This window comes from Shewanella oncorhynchi, assembly GCF_030848765.1.
Classification (GTDB): domain Bacteria; phylum Pseudomonadota; class Gammaproteobacteria; order Enterobacterales; family Shewanellaceae; genus Shewanella; species Shewanella oncorhynchi.
This window is the reverse complement of the sequence record NZ_CP132914.1, coordinates 2,761,760-2,780,454: the sequence shown is the minus strand read 5'-3', so window position 1 is coordinate 2,780,454 and position 18,695 is coordinate 2,761,760. Positions and strand designations below refer to the sequence as shown.

Here is an 18,695-nt window from a genome sequence, read left to right as displayed (position 1 = left end):
GTGAGTTTATTATCCATACAAGGCGTTGAAAATCAGTCGCTGCGCTCCTTGGGACCTTCAAAGCTACGCTTTTCCGGCCCTTTAACGCAGCGTTGAACTAAAGCCGCTGCGCGGAGCTTAACTGCGATTTAGTGGAATGATTTAGCCTGCTCGAATCAGCTAGACTTAAAAATATTCGATGGAACACAACCATGACAAAGGATTTTCAATGAACTACGCAGAAACCACGCAATATTATTTGTTCAAAACAGCTCTGCAACTCAGACCTTGCCTCAAAAATGCAAATTCCTAAAGCATGAAGCATACCAATTAATCTGGATAAGGCATCGGCCAAGTCCAACAAGCGATTTATGCCCTGCAAACAGCGCAGCGCATAAATACTAAGACGTTAGGTGGCCGGAGAAACGCTGTGCAGTACATCATGAAAATTAAGAAGGTTCTGCTGTTGCTGTCGATTGCTGTCAACTCCGTCGCGGCATACTCGCAGAACGGGTCAATCGAAGCTGTGATGCAAGCTAACAAGCTCACTGAATATGATCTAGAAGAGCTGCCCATGCTGCAGTTCTTTAGCAACCCGTATGTTGTATCAAAGCGGGGAAGCGAAGTCCTTGTTTCTACCGAATGGCCGCAAGAGCATCCCCGAAAATTACAAGTAGCTTCACGGCATTACCAGTGGGTTAATGGTGGCGAGTTTGGTGGGCGCCTGGAGCTAGCTACTAAGCATGGCGCCGTCGAGATCTTGAAGGGCAACATCGTGGATCTCCTGCCGATGGGTGACGAAACCTTGGTTATATCTGGTCTCGCGCATCTAAGTATGCGATCCGGTGCAGTTCACGTGATCTCTGAGTTGTCCGATCCGCCGACGCCGACGTTCGTGACAAAGCTTCCTGACGCACCAACGATTGTTTACTTAGACGACGAACGAAAGGACTATCCTCTCAAGGTACTTGTTGGAAGCATGAGTTTGATGTCGCTGGATCCGTACAACAATGTAGACATAATATATTGGGACGCTTTTTGGTCGTTTGGTTTGGATCCGACCAGCATCGTCCGCTATATGGACCATTATCTTATCGGTCTGCCGCACGGCATTGCAGTGATACCGGCACCGTGGGGTCCGACTTCTAATTACTGCCGTAGCAATTCTTCATACCGTGTGCCTGACTCCTGTACTCGGGTTCGATTCTATGCAGATGAGGCATTCCGTAGTGAAATAAAAGATAAGCTTCCACTTTATACGCAGCCTGCCACCTAACCAGCGGATCCAGCCGACGTCCGTCTCGTCGCTCGCTCCTCGCCGGCCGCGGCTGATCCTTGTCGTTAAATTTATACGACAACCTTTAACAAGGCTTTTACATTAATAAGAAGATGGAATTAAAATATGATGTTTAGTGAAAGATTTCCAGGATTATCTTTGCGATTGAAGTCTGGTTTTGATCCAAAGTCAATTTCAGCTAAAACTCATAAGAAGGTGGAAATTCTATGTATGGGAAAAGATTGCGAAAACTATGTAGAACGAAGACCAGATAATATGAGCCGAGTCTCTGGCGAACCTCGAGTATTCTGTAATCGCGAGAGTTGTGGTCAAGAGAAGTTAGCATTAATGCTTAAGAGGAAAGTTATTAAAGGCAACTCTATAAAAGATAAATTTCCAACTTTAGCTAAACAGTTAATATCTAATGATCCAGAACGTATTTCTTGGAGAGATACTAATAACTATGATTTTAAATGTATTGGTTGTAATGATACATTGAAGATTTCACCAAAAAGGATCAAAGAAAACAATGATGCTTGGGCTCCTTATTGTGAAAAAACAGATTGTAAAAATAAAAGTAAAACTGTTAAGTCAAAAATTTGTAAAGAAAGGGGAAGCTACGAAAAGCTTGCAATTGATGAAAGTTCTAGCATTGGTGTTTTATATCCCAATATCGCGAGGATGCAACATCCTACGTGTACCCTAAACTTAAATGAAATAAAAGCGGGTTCAAACAAAAAGGTTATTTTGAGTTGTTACTCATGTGGTGCGCCAACAAGTTATTCTCTTAACAAAACTACTTCTCACGAGGAGTTTTATTGTAAGGAAGAAAAATGTCTACAGCGTAAAAAAAATTATTTTAGGATGAGAGATTGGAAGACAAGAATAAAATCTAGAGGAACTTTTGCATCGGAACATCCTCAGCGAATTGACGAATGGGTTAGGTGTATTGACTTACCTCAGATAACACCATGGGATATTCCTCCTAATGTACGACTTAAAGTGGAATGGAAGTGTAAAGTAAATCCTAAGCATGTGTGGACCAGAAGTGTAGATGGCCGAGCAGGTTGTCCTTTTTGTACTGCTAACGTTAGTAGAATGCAGTTAAGGTTTGCTGCTGAACTTTCGCATTTTCTGAATATTCCCATTTCCCATTCAGAAGTGGTGAAAATTTCTGAAAATAGAGTAGAAGTAGATATCCCAATAAGATTAAATAATGGTGAAAAGTTTGCTTTAGAAGTGGATGGTTATAAATGGCATAAGGATAAAGCGAAAGAAGATTCCGAAAAGGATATTATCTTGAAAAGTGATGGTTGGACAGTCATAAGAATAAGAGATGATCGTCTTCAAGAATTGACATCGACTGACAAAACAATCCTTGTTCCTTCAAATGAGTTTTATAAACTACAATGGCGCGAAGCTATCATTCAGGTTTTAAAGTATTTAGGTTTATCAACGCCAAAAGATTACGATAGTTATCTAGCCCAAGATGAGTACTTGTCATTATTAGATTATTACAAACTAGGAGGAGGATAAAAATATAACAAACGCTTCAAAACGGATTCGCAACGCTCGGCGGTTTTAGATTAATTTAGCTTATGTGTTTACGGTGCAGTAATTGAGTATTGTGGTAGCGTTACTCACCACTTAAGCGGGCGCTATGCCTTCAACGGGGAACCGAATGGATAACACTCAAAGGTTTTGTTCGATATTAAGAAAAAGATCCTCCGAGCATGCGAAAGCAATGTCGCGATTGGCTGGCCTTTCAGGGATAATGGTATCAGTTCTAAGGCTAGAGCTGGATTCCATGGTTAGGGTAATATTTCTTTTATCCGAAAGTGACCTAACTGAAAGGGAGCGTCTAATCAAGCAAACTTTGAATGGTGAAGTTTGGACGGTGTTGACTGCAAATGGCAAGAACAAGAAAGTTACCAATAGGGAGATGGTTGAGCTATCTAATCAACTGCAAGGTTGGACACTTTCCGTTTACAAGTTTGGATGTGCATTCATTCATTTTTCGGCGTTTCACGATTACTCTGATATTAATCCATTCGAATCTCTAAGTATTGATGAAAAGACAGATATTTTATCGCACCTTAGGTATTACCATGGTGGGCCACAAACCGATAATCCATCGTTTTCGGAGTTAGCATCGTTCTTTCCTAGAGTATTCGAAAAAATAGCTGGAAACTTAGAGTGTTACATAAAAAATCTAGAAGATCGCTAAATTAACTGCGAGTCAAAACAAGTTGCTCCACGCTGTCCCTGCAATTTTACGTTACATTGATTGATAGTTTTTCTAATGTAAAAATATTGAGTGAGCCGGTTTGTGTTGCCCCAACTGAGGAGCCGACTTAGCAGGTTTGGTCCCAAACTTATAGGCCAAATATGGTCCATATAGTAAGCAGAATTAAGCTGGGCAAAAGCTGGGCAAAATCATGTCCTTTTGCATCCTAAATCGTCCTTCCAATACTGACTAATTCGTATAAATATCAAGTACATGATAGGACTATCTTTCTACTGTTCAGGGTTCGACTCCCTCTCTCACCGCCAAATTAAAACAAAGGGAATCAGTATCTTACTGGTTCCCTTTGTTGCTCTGGGACCTATTGGGGACCATTTTAGGGCGTTCTAGTCCGTTATTCTCCTCACTAAAACCCATCATTTCAGAGATACGATTAGCCATTCTTAGTGAGTCCTTAGGTTTTTGCCACATTAGCTATGTTATTCGTCGTCATTCTTTTACGCGCTTGAACTAAGGTATAGCCGCCACTTAATACTATGAGTAGGCTTCCCAGAATAGTCAGCAAATCTGGGGATTCTCCAAATATAAATATTCCTAAAGCTAAGGCAAAGAGTAAACGTGTATAACGAAAGGGGCTTACTACCGATACATCTCCAGTGCGCATAGCGATTGTCAGCGCATTATAAGCTATTACACCAAAGACGATTGCTCCAATTATCTGTATTGCAGCGGCAGCACTAAACTGTATTGCTTCATTTTGGTACATCAGTATCGCTAAGCCAGTAGGAATCAACACAAAAAAACCATACACTCCAAGCTGCATATTAGATAACACGGGAGAGGCTGCGCGTGTTGCTAAATCGCGTCCTGCAAAACCTAAGGTAGCGTGTAGTGGCACACTAATTTTGGCCACCTAAATAGAGGTGATATTATTACCTCGTAGATGACTTTAGGTGAACACATGAGATCGACAACCAGAAAAACATTTAGTGCTGAATTCAAACTTGAAGCAGCCCAATTAGTCCTCGATAAAAACCATAGCATCATCGAAGCTGCAAAGGCGATGAACGTTGGTAAGTCCACTATGGATAAATGGGTGAGACAGTTAAAACTAGAACGCCAGGGTGGCACACCAAAAGCATCTCCGATTACCCCTGAACAAATTGAAATCCGTGAGCTGAAGAAGCAAATAGCTCGTCTTGAGGAGCACAATCTTATCCTAAAAAAGGCTACCGCTCTCTTGATGTCAGACTCGATGAACAATTTACGCTAATCAGCGCACTCAAGCAGAGCCACTCTATTCTCACAATTTGTAATGCATTCAAAGTGCATCGAAGTAGCTATAAGTATTGGCTAAAAAGAAAAGAACATATTGATGCAGACTTTACTATTTTATGCAGTGAAGTGAAGGCCGCACATCATATTAGTCATGGCTCTGCCGGTGCGCGAACGATAGCGCAATTAGTGACTAACAAAGGGATTGGTCTCAGTCGTTATCGAGCCCGTAATCTAATGAAAAAGCTTGGGTTATTAAGCTGTCAGCAGCCTAAGCATTCTTATAGGAAAGCGACACAAGAGCATGTTGCAATCCCCAATACGCTTAATCGACAGTTTGCAGTAACTCAACCAGATCAAGTGTGGTGTGGCGACGTGACATATGTTTGGGTCAGTAATCGTTGGGCCTATCTAGCCGTTGTTTTAGACTTATTTTCCCGCAAACCTGTTGGATGGGCTTTGTTATTATCACCAGATAGTGAGCTGACCTGTAAAGCTTTGAAAATGGCATTTGAGTTAAGGGGTAAGCCTGAGAATGTGATATATCACAGCGATCAAGGTTCGCATTACACGAGCTTGAAATTCAGACAATTAATATGTCGTCTTCAGATTGAGCAAAGTATGAGTCGCCGCGGGAATTGTTGGGATAACGCACCAATGGAGCGTTTCTTTAGAAGTTTGAAATCTGAGTGGATATCCGCCAGTGGTTATGGGAATTTTACAGAAGCAGATAAAGAGATCACAAATTACATCACTGGATATTACAGTGAGACCAGACCCCATCAATATAATGGAGGGTTAACGCCAAATGAGTCAGAACGTTTATATTGGAATGACTCTAAAACCGTGGCCAATTTTACTTTACCACTACAATATAGCTTATTAGAATCCAATAGAAACATCATTTTCTGATCACTATAGCAAGCTTTCTCTGCTTATCTGAATAGGGTTTGTAGCTTAAGTTAACAATGATTCTGGTTTAAAAATAAATAGGGATAATAAGCATTAGCAAGAAACGATAATAGATACAGAAATGGTTTTTTTATCTATATCAGATGGCAAGTTAAGCCTCTTTTTACCATAAGGATTATGGTTGGTGTATCGTTTTAATATTATCAACTTGTACGGCTAGTCTAAGATATTGATGTCAGGTATGTGCTGCTGTTTTTCAGCTTTTATGATGAATAACATTGTTTGAAAGAGGTCTATATTGTTTGAAAGAAGCCTATATTGTGAGGTTAATGTTATATGTAGTAGTCTTAAGCCAATAATGGGAAAGATTAAATAATCCATCAGTTGATTTTACACTAAGTGATTTTGTATTGGGGATTTAATGTTTTTAGGTTTATATAAAATGAAATTGCGTTGAATCGTACAGAAAAGTTAACTAAATAACTTTGGGGAAATGATTAATCGCTCAACTAAAACTGAGCGATTAATCATATTAACAAAAAAGTATTATTGTTTTAAAAATTAACTTTGGATATTAATCGTTACTTTCTCGATGACGATAGGTTCACGGGGCACGTCTTCGTGGCCAGCGACCGTGGAGGTTTTGACTTTCTCAATTTGCTGGATAATGTCCATTCCCGCCGTAACCTTACCAAATACCGCGTAGCCCCAACCGTTATTGGTGGTGGCAGTATGGTCTAAAAAGTCATTATTGGCTGTGTTGATGAAGAATTGCGCGGTGGCCGAGTGAGGCGCATCGGTGCGAGCCATAGCGATTGTGCCTATGGTGTTACTTAGGCCTTTGTTGGCTTCGTTAACGATAGGCTCGTGGGTTGGTTTTTCCTTCATTTTTGCGGTAAACCCGCCGCCTTGGATCATAAAGCCTTTGATCACTCGGTGAAAAATCGTGTGTTCAAAGAAGCCTTCTTCACAATAGCGGACAAAGTTTTTTGAACTGACTGGCGCATGTTCAAAATCGAGTTCTATAGTGATGTCGCCTAGATTTGTGCTAAATGTAATCATGCTAATATCTTCTATCTTAATGAGTTTTTATATCTAATAAGTCACGACTTGTACTGAGTCATTACTTGGTTTTAGGGCCGCTATTCCACGGATTAAAGGGCGCGCTGCGACCCGTTGTCTCGTTACCATTATCAGTCTGAATAGATTGCGGCCGTGTTACATTGGCTTTAACCTCTGGCTTTGATTTCGCGCTGCGATGCTTTTTCGCATGGGCGGTTTCAAAGGAGCCTTCTTTCGCGGGGCGCGAGGATCTGGCCTCAGGTGCCCGAGCTTTAAAGGTTTTTGGCGTAGTATTTTTGGGCACAAAATCGAGAATAGACACAGGCACTTCTTTGTTCGGCACAAAGCCTTCAATTTCTTTACGCACTATGAGGTGACCTAGACGGCGCTCGATAGCACATAGATTCCTAAAATCATCTTTAGAAACAAAGGAGATGGCTTCGCCGCAGGCGCCAGCACGACCGGTTCGGCCGATGCGGTGAATATAATCATCGGCTTCATCGGGCAAATCATAATTGACCACACGGGTGAGGGCGTCGATATCGATACCGCGGGAAGCAACGCCAGTCGCGACTAAAAAGCGTAGTTTGCCAGATTTGAAATCCACTAATAATTGCTCGCGTACCGCTTGGCTGCGACCGCTGTGAATGGCTTCGGCGGCAATGCCACGTTTTTCGAGTTGGCTAACCAGTTTGGCGGCGCCTTGTTTCGTCTGGATAAAGATCAGTGCCTGTTCCCACGCTTGCTCAGTGATGAGTTTGCTTAACAGGGCCGACTTTTTATCTTTATCGACAGTGATCAACCATTGGTCGATTTGTGGTGCGTTTGCGCTGTCGCGGGCAATTTCAATTTCGACTGGGTTTTCAACCGCTGTTTTCGCTAAAAAGCGCACTTGCTTAGATAAGGTTGCCGAAAACAACAGATTTTGGCGTTCTGTTGGCAGACGTTCGATGATCTTATTGATGTCTTCGATAAATCCCATATCGAGCATTCTATCGGCTTCATCTAGGACTAATACCGAGATTTCATCGAAATGAATCGCTCTTTGGGTGTACATATCGAGCAATCTACCGGGTGTTGCCACCAGAATATCGACGCCTTCAATAAGACGTTGTTTCTGCGGTGCGGAATCCACGCCACCATACATGGCCATAGACGTCAGCGGCAGGTATTTTGCGTACTTGGCAATATTGTCTTCTACCTGAACGGCCAATTCGCGGGTTGGTGTTAAGATTAATGCACGAACGCGTTTAGCACGGATTTTCGGCATCTCGGCGAACATTTGCAGTATTGGCAACACAAAACTGGCGGTTTTACCTGTACCTGTTTGCGCGCCAGCAAGCAGGTTTTTGCCTTTCAAGATCACCGGAATGGCTTTTTCTTGGATCGGAGTAGGTTGTGAATAGCCGAGCTCAGTGATGGCTCTTAAAATCGGATCGCTTAATCCAAGTTTGGAAAATGGCATTGAATGTCTCAGGTAAAGGGTCAGGTCAATAATGTATAAGCAAACTGTTACGCTAAAGCATGAACAGTGAAGCAGGGCGATATTATAGCAGGAGGTGAAACAGAATAGGCGATTATCATTATTTGTGTGTGTTTGGTAAAGAGGGGCTTATACGTCGAATAGGCGAATGATAGGCGGTAAAATATTGAGAACTTACAATTTTGTAACCGGGCATGTATTCATGGCTAACATAGCTGCAATTATTGGGGCAATATGATTAACTGAGGTAATTTTTGTATGCCTGATAAATCTTAACAAAGGACCCATAATAATGAAAAAAAACGCTATTTCCCTTGCGATAGTGCTATCGCTGGCCAGCCTTGCTGGTTGTCAATCCCATACGAGTCAAACTGCGCCCGTAGTCGCACCTGAAGTTAAAGCCCACTCATTTGAGCAATTTTCAGCATCCTTTATTGATTCATTGTGGGAATTATCACCGACTTGGGCCTTATACAGTGGCAAGCATGTTAACGATGGTTACCTTGAAATCCCCGATGCAGCAGGTCGAGCAAAGACCTTAGCGTTTGTGAAAGCGCAGCAAGCGCAATTGACTCAGTTCGAGCAAAAGTCGCTAACGCCGAATGAGCTGATTGATTACCATCTGATCGACAATTTACTCGGTAGCATGGCATGGGAAATTGACAGTTTTAAATCCTGGCAGTGGGATCCTTCAAGCTACAACGTATCGGGCGGTTTTGCCCAAATCATCAATGAAAATTTCGCTCCATTAGATGACAGATTACGTTCGGTATTAGCGCGTTTAGAAAATGTGCCAGCTTATTATGCTGCCGCGCAGGCGAACATTAGCAAACCAACATTGGAGCACACTGAGTTAGCAGTGCTGCAGAATCAAGGTGCATTTTCGGTTTTTTCCGATGACTTATTAAAACAGGTCGCGGACTCTGGTTTGACTGATGCGGAAAAAGCGTTATTTAAAACGCGTTTCGATACGGCAACTGCCGCGATTAACGGCCATATCGCTTGGTTAGACAAATTAGTGGTTCAACTTAAAAAAGATGGGGCACGTAGTTTTAGAATTGGCGAGGCGTTATATGAGCAAAAATTTGCCTTTGATATCCAAGCGGGGATGACGGCGAAACAGCTATATCAAAAAGCCGTAGCCGATAAAGATCGTGTTCAAGGAGAAATGGCTAAAATTACCGATAAGTTATGGCCTAAATATTTTACTACGCCAAAGCCTGCTGACAGTAAGCTCGCCATTCGCCAATTAATCGATAAATTATCGACTCAGCATGTTCAGCGCGATGAATTCGTGAATGAAGTGCGTAAGCAAATTCCAGAGCTGATTGAATTTGTAAATAAGAAAAAACTAGTCACATTGGATCCTAAAAAGCCACTCGTTGTCCGTGAAACGCCCGAATATATGCGTGGTTATGCCGGTGCATCAATTAGTGCGCCTGGACCCTATGAGAAGTCAGGCAATACTTATTATAACGTGACGCCACTCGATGGCATGAGTGATGAGTCTGCCGAGAGTTACTTACGTGAATATAATCACTGGATCCTGCAAATCCTCAATATTCATGAAGCCATCCCAGGGCACTACACTCAACTCGTTTACTCTAATCAATCTCCGAGTTTAGTGAAAAGTTTATTTGGTAATGGTGCTATGGTCGAAGGTTGGGCGGTTTATACCGAGCGTATGATGTTAGAAGAAGGCTATGGCAATTTTGAGCCTGAAATGTGGTTGATGTACTACAAGTGGAATTTACGTGTTATCTGTAACACGATTTTGGATTATAGCATTCATGTGAAAGACATGACTGAAGAGCAAGCCATCGCTCTGATGATGAACGAAGCCTTCCAACAGCAGGCAGAAGCCGAAGGCAAGTGGCGCCGCGCGACGCTTAGCCAAGTTCAATTGACGAGCTACTATTCTGGTTATCGAGAAATCTATGATTTCCGTGAAGAATACAAAAAATCGCAAGGTAAAGATTTTGACCTTAAAACCTTCCACGAAACATTCTTGAGTTATGGTAGTGCACCAGTGAAATATATTCGCCAATTAATGCAGAGCAAATAAGTTCGCATATTGATATAAATCAGCAGAGCTTAGGCTCTGCTTTTTTATGCCAAATAGCTAGACAGGTATAGTGTGAGCTTAACATAAGTTGGCATTGTTACTTATGAAATGAAACCGTTAATACTGTGCGAATAATGAAAAGCCGAAAATTCTGCCATATAACCGAAAAAGTATATATTTCGTTATATGGCATATGCAGATGTTAATCAAACAATTTAACTGCGTGGTGATAGAGCACAATGGCGATAAACTTACTTCTTAGATTTAGATGATGCCATCAGCGCTAATACTTCATCGTAAGAAATGTTAAATTCTCTCGACAAGTTAATGATTTTTGTTTTGTAGGTTTGAATATTCTCTTGCTGAGCTAATTGATGTTTCTTTTCTTCAACTAACTCATTAACGGTTTCTTGTAATATCAATAATCGACGTAAACTATAGTCGAGAGATTTAATATATTTACCCATTTGTTGCTTGTTACGTGCTTGCTCAAGATCCGTTGAGACTTTCTTATCATATCCATACTCATCAAGAGCTGCGATTGCGCTCTGTAAATCAAGATCAGTTGTCATTTGGTTTTCGCTTTATAACAAAGAGGTGTGGGAACAAATGTATGAAACTTTAAAGAGTGTCATAGGACGTTAACTATCGCAGATTATAATGCTTATGCCAATATACACCAAGCCTTTGCACGTTAAAATGAAATAAAAAATTCCGCTGATTTTTGCTTTGACCTTGTCGGGGTCTACAATTATGAGTAGTCTAAAGTTATAGACTATTATGGAGATTCAAATGCTTGATCTACTACCAGATTTATTCGACCACTATCCGTCTAAATTACAGTTACTTCCCCTTGCATTTAAACCCTTTGGTGGTAAACGGCTCTTCTGGGGCGAGATAGTCACAGTAAAGTGCTTTGAGGATAATTCAAAGGTAAAAGAGATACTTGCACAGGATGGGCATGGAAAAGTGCTCGTTGTCGATGGCGGCGGTTCTCTGCGCCGCGCACTATTAGGTGACCTCATAGCGCAGAGCGCCTTAGATAATGGTTGGCAAGGGATAGTGATTAATGGTTGTGTTCGCGATGTGGCGAGATTAAATACTTTCAGCTTAGGTGTCTTTGCCTTAGGGGCTATGCCGATAAAAACCGAAAAATTAGGTCAAGGTCAAATTAATGTGGTTATCGATATGGGGGGCGTGACGGTTAAGCCCGGTATGATGCTCTATGCTGATGAAAATGGTATTGCAGTAAGTGATGAAATGTTGAACTTTGCATTTTTAAATTAACATTTCTAAATGCATTAGTTGCTATAAATTCAAGTTGTTTTTGATAAGGATATTTATATGAAATTCATTAAGTGGCTCTTAGCCTTAATGGTGACGCTCATTCTTTTAGTCACCGTTTATCTCACCGTCTTTTTCGACCCTAATGATTTTAAACCTGAGATAGTCGATGCCGTAAAAAAACAAACGGGTCGTGAATTAGTCATTACTGACGATTTATCTTGGACATTTTTCCCTGTTATAGGTATTAATTTAGGAGGGGTGTCTTTATCTAACCCTGAAGGCTTTACGCCTAAGGCTATGTTAGAAGTCAAAAAAGCCGTTGCTGAAGTGGCGCTCATGCCGTTGTTTAGTCAGAAAATTGAAATTGCAGAATTGAGTCTCGATGGCGCAACGATCAATTTAGTCACCCGTAAAAATGGCACTAGCAGTTTCGATGGGTTGAGCGGCGATAATAGCCCAAAAACAGCGTCTCCAGCTGCTGCCGAATCCTCATCGAATGCTAAACTTAACGACATTAATATTGGTGGCATTTCTATCACCAATACCCAAATTAATATGATTGACGAAGCTAATAAGCAGACTCAAGTCTTTACCTTAAGTAGCTTCACCTTAGGTGAGTTCTCTTTAGATAAATTTGCGCCTATCGCCTTTGAATTCAGTGCAACTATGCCGGATATGACGATAAGTAGCGAAGCTAAAGGTGAACTAAAACTCAGCCGAGACTTTAAACAACTCGTTATCAATGGGCTGAAAATTGATACTGTGGTGGAAGGTGAGAGTATTCCGAACAAGAAACTCGAAACATCTGTCAGCTTAGCAACTCAAATCGCCCTTGATAAACAGCAATTGTCCGTCGATATTGCGCAGCTCACCGCGGCGAGCATTACCGCTGCGGGTAAAGTGGGTGTTAATTATGGTACGAAAATCCCACAAATTAATGCTGATTTTCAAGTTGGTGATATTGATTTAGATACACTGTTACCTAAAACAGAGGCCACCGCCACCGCTGAACAAGCGCCAGCAGCAAACTCTCAGGCAGTTGAGCCTGATCTCTCAGCCCTTAAGCAGCTTGATGTAAAACTCAAGTTGACTGTTAAGTCTATTAAGGTCGCGAATCTGTCGACTCAAAATTGGTTAATGGATGTGGGCATTAAAAATGGCGTGTTAGATCTGACGAAGCTGAATGCGGATTTATATCAAGGTCAGTTGCTGGTGAGCGCTCAGGTTGATGCTCGTCAAGCGGTGGCAAGTTATCAATTCGATAAAAAAGTGACGGGCGTGCAAATTCGTCCTTTGCTGAAAGATGCGGCGGATGTGGATTTATTGGCCGGTACAGCCAACTTTGATGTGAAGGGGAAAGGTAAGAGTTTGATCCCTGAGCAGTTAAAGAAAAACCTGTTAGCGAATGGTCATTTTGATATTAATGACGGTGCTCTGTACGGGGTAAATATTCCACAGATGATCCGCAGCGCACAAGCTAAGTTAAAGGGCGACTTATCGCCAGAAACGAAGGCGGAGCGCAAAACTGACTTCTCGAGTCTGACGGGCAGTTTCTCGTTGGATAATGGCGTTGCCACGAATCCAGATCTTGCCTTGTCTTCGCCTTTACTGCGTTTGGATGGTAAAGGCACTGCGAATTTATTGACTGAAGCCTTGGACTACAGACTAACCGCTAGCCTAGTGAATTCATTGAAGGGTCAGGGTGGTAGCGACAAAGATGCGCTGGCTGGAGTTGACATTCCGTTGGCGATTACAGGCACTTTCCAAAAACCTGAATATGCTTTGGATACTAAAGCCTTACTGAATAATCAGCTAAAGGAAGAAACCGACAAAGCTAAGGAAAAATTAAAAGACTCCTTATTGAAAAAACTAGGCGGTTTCTAATGGTTGTTTCTACGCGTTACGCATTACTTGTTTGCGCGAGTGCTTTTGTCGGCGGGCAACTTGTTGGGTGCTCGGCGCCTGAAGCCGCTGACACGAGTCAGTCAACCAAGGGTGAGACTACAACAGCCGCGGCCGTTCAGCCTGAGATTATTCGCGCTGCCGATCTGGCGCTCGATGTTTCTGGGCTTAAAAGCACTCCGACATTAAAGGCTGAACCTGTGATGGCAGAAAAGGCACAAGGCTTGCTTCGCGGCGAATTAACTTTAGAACCTTTTATTGATTTTAAGCAGCCGGTTAAGGCGACATTGACAGTGACAAATCCACAAACCTATGCTGTCGGCCTACGTTATAACTCTGGGATGACGGCGGATTTGTGGTTGATAACGCAGGAGGGCAAACGTCTGTGGGCTTGGTCGGATGATATGATGTTTACCCAAGCATTACGTGATAGCCAATTGGCGGCAGGGAAAGTGATCACGACTTCATTTAGTATTCCGCCCAAAGCATTTGCAGGAATACCTGCAAATGGTGCTCGCTTAGAAGCGCATTTTGCCGCTAAAGCGTTAGAGTCTGATGCCGTTGTTATGGCGCCCGTTGTCTTATTACTGACGATGGAATAACGTCGCTTCTCATAATAGAGAAAGCCCGTAATAGAAAAAGGCAGCAATCCGATAGGGTTGCTGCCTTTTTGTTATCTATGGCTCAATTTTGCTTAGGATTTATAGCACTAATCCGTTCGAACTATGTGCCAGTTTAGTCCCTACGCACTCAACTTAGTTTCATCAACCACTAATTTGATCACTTGGCCTGGTTGTAAATACTGTGATTGCGCTAGGCTATTCCACTCGAGTAGCTCGGCAACAGTTACGTTAAATTTATTGGCGATACGGGCAAGTGAATCACCGGATTTTACCTTGTAACTAACAGTACGAATTTGTGCGGTTTGCTCAAGCTCCTTTGGTGCTAAGATCACTAACTTCTGACCGTTTTGTAGCTTGCTATTCTTAGCCAATTTGTTCCAAGTGCTGAGTTGTTTCACCGTCACTTTATGGGCTTGGGCTATTTCTGAGAGTGTGTCTCCTGACTTAACCTGATAAGCAATTTTTGTTGATTCAACTGCAGCATGTGATTTTTTCGGCAATTGCTGCTTAGTTGACAGGGCATAAAGCTGCTTGTCTTGCGCATCGACAGGAATAATTAAATGCTTGCCTGCGACGATCGTGTTGCTTTTCATGCCGTTGGCGGCGCGAATAGCGGCAACGGTCGTATGGTGCTGCGTAGCAATCTTGCCAATGCTATCGCCAGATTTGATCGTGTAACGTAACCAGCTGATCCTATCTTCGGTTTCTGTTTCAGCAAGCGCTTTTTTAAATTCTTCCGATTTATCAATTGGTAGCACTAAGGTGTGCGGACCAAGTGGCGATGTAGCCCAGCGGTTATAACCTGGGTTGAGTTTTTGTAACTCAAGCGTGGTCATATTGGCAAAACCTGCCGCCATGGCTAAATCAATTTGGCTATCAATATCAACCACTTCAATAGTCGGATTGTTGTCAATTGGCGCTAAAGATATGCCATATTCATCAGCGTGTTTAATGACTTCTGCCAGTGCGAGCAGTTGCGGCACATAGCGTTCTGTCTCTCTGGGCAAATCCAATGACCAAAAATCCGTTTTTAAGCCTTTTTTCTCGTTACGTTTGATTGCATTGAGCACCCGTGATTCACCCGAGTTATAGGCAGCAATAGCATAAAGCCAATTGTTATTGGTTTTATCGTAGAGGTATTCCAGCATATCGAGCGCCGCAGTCGTTGATGCGGGGACATCACGACGACCGTCATACCACCAGTTCATTTCTAAACCGAAATGACTGGCCATAGGTGTGGTAAATTGCCACAGACCCGATGCCGCGCCAGTCGATGATGCGGAAGGATCAAAGGCACTTTCAATTATGGGTAACAAAGCTATCTCAATAGGAAGATGACGCTTTTCAAGTTCTTCTACAATCATGTACATATAAGGTGCAGCACGTTCCGAGATGATCGCCAGATGCTGTGGGTTTTTGATGTACCAATCACGGTATTGATTCACCAATTTTTGATCTGGAACCGGTAACTGCATGCCTTGACGAATTCGCTCCCACACATCGGTAATTTGCGCCGATGGAGCCTCGGTTGCGAGGTAATATTCTGGGACTGTATTTTCGGTTGTGACGGCTTCAACTTCTGTTTGGTTAACGCCATGGTTGTCTAATGTTTGACAGCCTGTGAGTAGGGCAAATCCCCCTACAACAACATAAAGTGATACTCTCATTGAAAACGGTAGTCCTCTGTTAGTGCATCGCTTTTCTTTATAGTAACAGTATGTTTTATAAGAAGATAAAGACGACGCAGCGCGCAAAGTTTTCACGCAAAACGAGCCATTCTATGGGATCTTTTCGATCTTGTCCCTTAATTATCGTACATAATGTAAGGCCATTTTTGACTTACATCATCAAAAATGAGAAAAACTGTTTGAATTTCAATCTATAATATTGCTTTTGTGATCAAAAATTATCTTTCCACTGTCTGAGTAAGGTAAAACCGCTGAGTTCGTCTAAATTTGCGTGATTTAGACTGCTAAAATGCTGTTTTATGTTATCGACAATTTCAGTGTCGCTAGGGCGTAAAAAGGGATTGATGGCACGCTCTAAAGCGATGGTGGAGGGAACAGTCGCTTTGTCTTGGCGACGTAACTGCATCGCGCGTTCGTTATAGTCTTGGAGCTCGTGATTGTTGGGATTGACCGCGAGGGCAAATTTGAGGTTTGAAAGTGTGTATTCATGGGCACAATAAACCCGAGTGTCGGCGGGAAGCTGGGCAAGTTGCTGTAGTGAGTTGAGCATTTGCGCTGGCGTGCCTTCAAATAAGCGTCCGCAGCCGCCGCTAAACAGGGTGTCACCGCAAAATAAGGCATCTTCAACAACGTAGGCTATATGTCCTGCTGTGTGGCCTGGTACATCTAAAACTTGCAGCTCAGCGCTGAGATACTCCAGTGTGAATTTGGGCTTGGCTTTTGCGTGCAGTGGATGTGTGATGCCTTCGATCTTCTCATTATCTGGGCCATAAACCGTGAGTCTATTATGACTATAGGCTTGAAGCGCTGCTACGCCACCCGTATGGTCATTGTGGTGGTGGGTCAGTAAAATGCCCGCTAGCGTGAGTTGATTGGCTTGCAGGTAGTCAATGACCACACTTGCATCGCCGGGATCGACAACATAAACCTGAGTATGGGGCTGTTGTTGTAACACCCAGATATAATTGTCATTAAAGGCTTTGATCGCTGTTATAGTGAGCATAGAACTGCCTATGTCTGTATTTCAATTTGAAGATAAAGGTATTATCCATGAGTGAACGGCCCTTGGCGACCTTTGCCGCTTTTGCCCTGTGGCAGAATGTTGGTCATCTTTGACCCAATTGGATACTTGTCTACCCAACTAACGGAGGAACTCTGTGTCGCATTTTAGTACTGAGCTCAAGCCCGAACAATGGAGTGACCTACCCAATGGTGAGGCACTACAGCAAGCCGTCGCTAAACAGCTTGAAGATTGGTGGCCAAGAGTCTTTGGTTATCATTTATTAAAGTTAGGGCCTTTGAGTGCCGAATTGTCGAGCATGGCATCGCCAGTCGCCCATCATTTTTCACTCTCGCCATCTAAAGGCGCCTCTATTGAAGGCGATTTTTGCCATTTACCCCTGCAGAATGCGGCGATAGATGCGGTGGTAATGAGTCTATTGCTCGAATTTGAACCCGATCCTTACCGTATTCTTCGCGAAACCGATAGGGTACTCATCGCCGGAGGCTATCTTTTTATCGTCGGTTTTAATCCCTTGAGTCCGGTATTTTTGGGTAAGTTATGGCCTAAATATCAGGATTGTCTTCCTTGGAATGGCCGTTTTTTTATGCCTTCGAGGGTGCGAGATTGGTTAGGTTTATTAGGTTATCAAGTGGTGGGGGATGAGCGTTTGGTCTATCACCCATTAATGGGCGAGTTTACCCAAGGTAGATTTTTTCAACAGAGTTTAGCGTCATGGCTTCCTAGCGCGGGCAGTTTGTATTTGATTGTGGCACGTAAACTCGAGTCGCCACTCACACCTATTCGCGATAAACGTAAGGTGCGGCAGACAAATTGGACCACGGCACCGACCGCGGGTCGTTCGGGGCATTTATCAGAGCATTCGGAAAACGGATAAGCCATTTCCATTTTAAGTACAGGTTTTTATATGCGGATCACCTTAAGACAACTGGCAGTATTTGAGGCTGTGGCACGTAGCGGCCAAGTCGCAAAGGCGGCTGAACAAGTGAGTTTATCACCACCGGCGACATCTATGGCCTTAGCCGAATTAGAAAAGCAGCTAAATGCCCGCCTATTTGAACGTATTGGCAATCGATTACAACTTAACTCCCAGGGTAATTTACTGCTGCCATTGGCAACGGATTTATTGCACCGCGTTGAACAAATTGAGCAGGCATTTACTTATCATGGTGGTGATCTGGTTGGGCGTTTAAGCATCAGTGCCAGTTCGACAATCGGCAATTATCTAATGGCGAAAGCCGCAGTGGCATTTTGTCAGCAACATACTCAAACCCATGTGGATGTGGCGATTACTAATACTCAAGATGTGATCCAAGCGGTTGCGCAGTTCCGCTCTGAAATGGGTTTTATTGAAGGCCATTGCACTGACAATCGTTTGAGTGTCGAGGCATGGCATAAGGATAGGCTGCTGGTGTTTTGTCATCCGGCGCATCCTCTGGCGGGGAAAGTGGTTAAACCTGCAGTTGTTAAAGGCCTGTCTTGGGTGCTACGTGAGGAAGGATCGGGCACTCGCGAATATTTTGTAAATGCCGCCAATGAGTTGGATATGCAGCCAGAGGCTAAATTCTGCTTTACTACGCCGGATGCGATTAAATTGGCCGTGAAACAAGGTGCTGGGCTTGGGGTGTTATCTGAGTTGGCGCTGGAGAAAGAAATCAGTCGTAAAGAGTTGGCGTTAGTCACGATTGAGGGACTCGTACTCGAACGGCAGTTTTATCGCATCACCCATAAGAGCCGTCAGGCGACATCCCTAGGTCAAGCTTTTGTGCTGTTTTGTGAGAATTTTTTCAATATTGCAGGTGTGGAACTGAAATAAGCCGTTTGATAGCAATGGCTCATAAATAGTGAGCATAAATGTTAACGGTGGGCTGACACAG

General features: G+C 43.0%; 15 protein-coding genes and 1 pseudogene. 10 read left to right on the top strand and 6 right to left on the bottom strand.

Annotated elements, in window-relative coordinates:
* Positions 1 to 421 precede the first annotated feature (421 nt).
* From RA178_RS12535 to RA178_RS12525, 3 genes are all read left to right on the top strand, one after another.
* On the top strand, positions 422 to 1,255 hold the full coding sequence (locus RA178_RS12535; RefSeq protein WP_306682067.1) for a hypothetical protein: 834 nt from the start codon (positions 422 to 424) through the stop codon (positions 1,253 to 1,255).
* Between the two features lie 126 nt (positions 1,256 to 1,381).
* Positions 1,382 to 2,791, top strand: coding sequence for a zinc-ribbon domain-containing protein (locus RA178_RS12530; RefSeq protein ID WP_306682066.1), 1,410 nt, complete (start codon positions 1,382 to 1,384; stop codon positions 2,789 to 2,791).
* 145 nt (positions 2,792 to 2,936) lie between these two features.
* Entirely contained in the window at positions 2,937 to 3,482 is a 546-nt protein-coding gene (locus RA178_RS12525; protein ID WP_306682064.1) for a hypothetical protein, read from the top strand.
* A gap of 472 nt (positions 3,483 to 3,954) precedes the next feature.
* Here the strand turns inward: RA178_RS12525 and RA178_RS12520 are convergent.
* Positions 3,955 to 4,386: pseudogene (locus RA178_RS12520) on the bottom strand (EamA family transporter); the annotation flags it as partial.
* A gap of 75 nt (positions 4,387 to 4,461) precedes the next feature.
* Between RA178_RS12520 and RA178_RS12515 the strand changes: the two are divergent.
* A protein-coding gene (locus RA178_RS12515) for an IS3-like element ISSba5 family transposase (protein ID WP_306682062.1) occupies positions 4,462 to 5,687 on the top strand; the annotation gives its coding sequence in 2 pieces (ribosomal slippage) (positions 4,462 to 4,720 and positions 4,720 to 5,687; 1,227 coding nt in all).
* 561 nt (positions 5,688 to 6,248) lie between these two features.
* On the opposite strand, the gene RA178_RS12510 is transcribed toward RA178_RS12515, so the two are convergent.
* Positions 6,249 to 6,749: a peptidylprolyl isomerase gene (locus RA178_RS12510; RefSeq protein WP_263138382.1), complete on the bottom strand. Its 501-nt coding sequence runs from the start codon at positions 6,747 to 6,749 to the stop codon at positions 6,249 to 6,251.
* A 61-nt stretch (positions 6,750 to 6,810) separates the two neighbouring features.
* On the bottom strand, positions 6,811 to 8,214 hold the full coding sequence (locus tag RA178_RS12505) for a DEAD/DEAH box helicase (protein ID WP_105252329.1): 1,404 nt from the start codon (positions 8,212 to 8,214) through the stop codon (positions 6,811 to 6,813).
* A gap of 310 nt (positions 8,215 to 8,524) precedes the next feature.
* Between RA178_RS12505 and RA178_RS12500 the strand changes: the two genes are divergently transcribed.
* Positions 8,525 to 10,297, top strand: a complete 1,773-nt coding sequence (locus RA178_RS12500) for a DUF885 domain-containing protein (protein ID WP_306682059.1) — start codon at positions 8,525 to 8,527, stop codon at positions 10,295 to 10,297.
* 251 nt (positions 10,298 to 10,548) lie between these two features.
* On the opposite strand, the gene RA178_RS12495 is transcribed toward RA178_RS12500, so the two are convergent.
* The gene (locus RA178_RS12495) at positions 10,549 to 10,869 is read right to left on the bottom strand and encodes a hypothetical protein (RefSeq protein WP_028760093.1); all 321 of its coding nucleotides are present in this window, start codon (positions 10,867 to 10,869) and stop codon (positions 10,549 to 10,551) included.
* A 220-nt stretch (positions 10,870 to 11,089) separates the two neighbouring features.
* Here RA178_RS12495 and RA178_RS12490 point away from each other — a divergent pair, with 220 nt between their 5' ends.
* Genes RA178_RS12490 through RA178_RS12480 form a run of 3 tightly spaced genes read left to right on the top strand, consistent with a single transcriptional unit; the run spans position 11,090 to position 14,088 of the window.
* On the top strand, positions 11,090 to 11,584 hold the full coding sequence (locus RA178_RS12490) for a putative 4-hydroxy-4-methyl-2-oxoglutarate aldolase (RefSeq protein ID WP_306682057.1): 495 nt from the start codon (positions 11,090 to 11,092) through the stop codon (positions 11,582 to 11,584).
* 57 nt (positions 11,585 to 11,641) lie between these two features.
* The gene (locus tag RA178_RS12485; protein ID WP_306682055.1) at positions 11,642 to 13,468 is read left to right on the top strand and encodes an AsmA family protein; all 1,827 of its coding nucleotides are present in this window, start codon (positions 11,642 to 11,644) and stop codon (positions 13,466 to 13,468) included.
* The gene (locus RA178_RS12480) at positions 13,468 to 14,088 is read left to right on the top strand and encodes a BsuPI-related putative proteinase inhibitor (protein ID WP_028760090.1); all 621 of its coding nucleotides are present in this window, start codon (positions 13,468 to 13,470) and stop codon (positions 14,086 to 14,088) included. The genes RA178_RS12485 and RA178_RS12480 overlap by 1 nt, the downstream gene beginning before the upstream one ends.
* 140 nt (positions 14,089 to 14,228) lie before the next feature.
* Here the strand turns inward: RA178_RS12480 and RA178_RS12475 are convergent, their stop codons facing one another.
* A complete protein-coding gene (locus RA178_RS12475; RefSeq protein ID WP_028760089.1) occupies positions 14,229 to 15,776 on the bottom strand; it encodes a LysM peptidoglycan-binding domain-containing protein in 1,548 nt (515 codons plus the stop codon).
* Positions 15,777 to 16,008: 232 nt separating this feature from the next.
* Positions 16,009 to 16,800: a hydroxyacylglutathione hydrolase gene (gene gloB / locus RA178_RS12470; RefSeq protein WP_306682052.1), complete on the bottom strand. Its 792-nt coding sequence runs from the start codon at positions 16,798 to 16,800 to the stop codon at positions 16,009 to 16,011.
* A 154-nt stretch (positions 16,801 to 16,954) separates the two neighbouring features.
* On the opposite strand from gloB, the gene RA178_RS12465 reads away from it, so the two are divergent.
* Together RA178_RS12465 and RA178_RS12460 are read left to right on the top strand one after the other, a co-directional pair.
* On the top strand, positions 16,955 to 17,695 hold the full coding sequence (locus RA178_RS12465) for a class I SAM-dependent methyltransferase (protein WP_306682051.1): 741 nt from the start codon (positions 16,955 to 16,957) through the stop codon (positions 17,693 to 17,695).
* A 30-nt stretch (positions 17,696 to 17,725) separates the two neighbouring features.
* Positions 17,726 to 18,634, top strand: coding sequence for a LysR substrate-binding domain-containing protein (locus RA178_RS12460; RefSeq protein ID WP_173245150.1), 909 nt, complete (start codon positions 17,726 to 17,728; stop codon positions 18,632 to 18,634).
* Positions 18,635 to 18,695: the final 61 nt, after the last annotated feature.

What these genes read in the sequence shown, in the direction of transcription:
- RA178_RS12535 (WP_306682067.1), top strand. Translation starts at nt 422, where the DNA reads ATGAAAATTAAGAAGGTTCTGCTGTTGCTGTCGATTGCTGTCAACTCC.
- RA178_RS12530 (WP_306682066.1), top strand. Translation starts at nt 1,382, where the DNA reads ATGATGTTTAGTGAAAGATTTCCAGGATTATCTTTGCGATTGAAGTCT.
- RA178_RS12525 (WP_306682064.1), top strand. Translation starts at nt 2,937, where the DNA reads ATGGATAACACTCAAAGGTTTTGTTCGATATTAAGAAAAAGATCCTCC.
- RA178_RS12510 (WP_263138382.1), bottom strand. Translation starts at nt 6,749, where the DNA reads ATGATTACATTTAGCACAAATCTAGGCGACATCACTATAGAACTCGAT.
- RA178_RS12505 (WP_105252329.1), bottom strand. Translation starts at nt 8,214, where the DNA reads ATGCCATTTTCCAAACTTGGATTAAGCGATCCGATTTTAAGAGCCATC.
- RA178_RS12500 (WP_306682059.1), top strand. Translation starts at nt 8,525, where the DNA reads ATGAAAAAAAACGCTATTTCCCTTGCGATAGTGCTATCGCTGGCCAGC.
- RA178_RS12495 (WP_028760093.1), bottom strand. Translation starts at nt 10,869, where the DNA reads ATGACAACTGATCTTGATTTACAGAGCGCAATCGCAGCTCTTGATGAG.
- RA178_RS12490 (WP_306682057.1), top strand. Translation starts at nt 11,090, where the DNA reads ATGCTTGATCTACTACCAGATTTATTCGACCACTATCCGTCTAAATTA.
- RA178_RS12485 (WP_306682055.1), top strand. Translation starts at nt 11,642, where the DNA reads ATGAAATTCATTAAGTGGCTCTTAGCCTTAATGGTGACGCTCATTCTT.
- RA178_RS12480 (WP_028760090.1), top strand. Translation starts at nt 13,468, where the DNA reads ATGGTTGTTTCTACGCGTTACGCATTACTTGTTTGCGCGAGTGCTTTT.
- RA178_RS12475 (WP_028760089.1), bottom strand. Translation starts at nt 15,776, where the DNA reads ATGAGAGTATCACTTTATGTTGTTGTAGGGGGATTTGCCCTACTCACA.
- gloB (WP_306682052.1), bottom strand. Translation starts at nt 16,800, where the DNA reads ATGCTCACTATAACAGCGATCAAAGCCTTTAATGACAATTATATCTGG.
- RA178_RS12460 (WP_173245150.1), top strand. Translation starts at nt 17,726, where the DNA reads ATGCGGATCACCTTAAGACAACTGGCAGTATTTGAGGCTGTGGCACGT.